This is a genomic window from Bacillus sp. H1a (assembly GCF_000633475.1).
Classification (GTDB): domain Bacteria; phylum Bacillota; class Bacilli; order Bacillales; family Bacillaceae_G; genus Bacillus_A; species Bacillus_A paramycoides.
Genome location: NZ_AYMH01000063.1, coordinates 1 through 1255, shown reverse-complemented (window position 1 = coordinate 1255; position 1255 = coordinate 1). Strand labels below are relative to the sequence as shown.

The 1255-nt window shown below is 31.6% G+C and carries 2 protein-coding genes; one reads left to right on the top strand and one right to left on the bottom strand.

Annotated elements, in window-relative coordinates; genetic code table 11:
* Window positions 1-16: 16 nt before the first annotated feature.
* Window positions 17-178, bottom strand: a complete 162-nt coding sequence (locus U860_RS36040; RefSeq protein ID WP_205206364.1) for a hypothetical protein — start codon at window positions 176-178, stop codon at window positions 17-19.
* 248 nt (window positions 179-426) lie between these two features.
* Between U860_RS36040 and U860_RS0124885 the strand changes: the two genes are divergently transcribed.
* A complete protein-coding gene (locus U860_RS0124885; RefSeq protein ID WP_025150641.1) occupies window positions 427-987 on the top strand; it encodes a DUF3967 domain-containing protein in 561 nt (186 codons plus the stop codon).
* Window positions 988-1255: the final 268 nt, after the last annotated feature.

Genomic DNA, 1255 nt, shown 5'->3' with positions numbered 1-1255 from the left:
GGATGATCCTTCTTGTTTATTTATCCAACCATCTAGTAGGGACATTTTTTTCCCCTAATATTTCGAATTTAATCTCTCCATTTTCATAATATATCCGCTTTATAATTGGTATAGTTTCCATTTCATTTTCTTTTTCACTATTATAGTGATTTTTTGTTTCTATATGAATGATATTCATCAGACATACCTCCTTTTTATCCACAATAAAAAACAAAGAACACATTTTTCACACAGTTATATATGTATTCTCATATTGCTTGTTCAGATGACTGTTTAGATGTTCAGGTGTTAAACTAGTTGTATATTATCTAAACAGTCATCTGAACAGAAAAACAGGGAAACCCTTGTCAGCCATAGAACTGTTTAGTTGTTTGAATGGTGTTTAGTTCAGATGTTTAGGCATTTAGAAGGATGGTGATCTGAACAGTGCAACAAAAAGACTGGTTATCAGCTGAAGAAGTAGCGAAAGAAATAAAAGTATCAGCTATGACTATAAAACGAAACTGTCAAACCTACAGTAGTTTTTTAAAATTCCAACAAGGTGAAAAGAACAAGTATTTAATTCACCAAGAATGTATACCTGTTTTTCAATTTATAGCTAAAATGAGAAATAAAAGAAACCTCCAAATGAAACAGATTATTGAACTCCTCAGTAAAGAAGGATTCTCTGAATACATAGACATTGAACCCATCCAAACAACTAAACAACAACCTGAACAAATCCAAGTAGGACAAGGATTTGTAGATGTTCAAGAGTTTGATAGAATTGTTGCTGAAAGAGTATCTGAACAACTTAAAATACATGAAGAAAATTTAAAGGAATGGTTAACTGAACAGCAAAAACAACAACAGGATTTCCAAAAGGCTATTGTTCAAAGGATGGATGAACGTGATCAAAACCTAATGGCTATGATCCATGAAAACCAAGAGACTAAAAAAATGATTGCAGCCACCCAACAAAAAAAGTGGTGGCAATTTTGGAAATAGAAAAAGCCTTGCTTATATGCAAGGCTTTTTTATACAAGATTTTATACAAAAAAGAAGAGCGGTGATTCTAGGAATCACCGCTATCATAGCCTTGTATAAAATCTTGTATATCAATTATATAAAAAAAGAAGAAAGAACCCGATAAAACCAAGGATTCCCTCCTGTCCTTGCTACCGATAATAAGACGTTATGTTAACCTCATATGTATAGAATATACAGTTAACTAAAAATGAAAAGTTTACATTTGAAAATGAACAATAAAAAACAG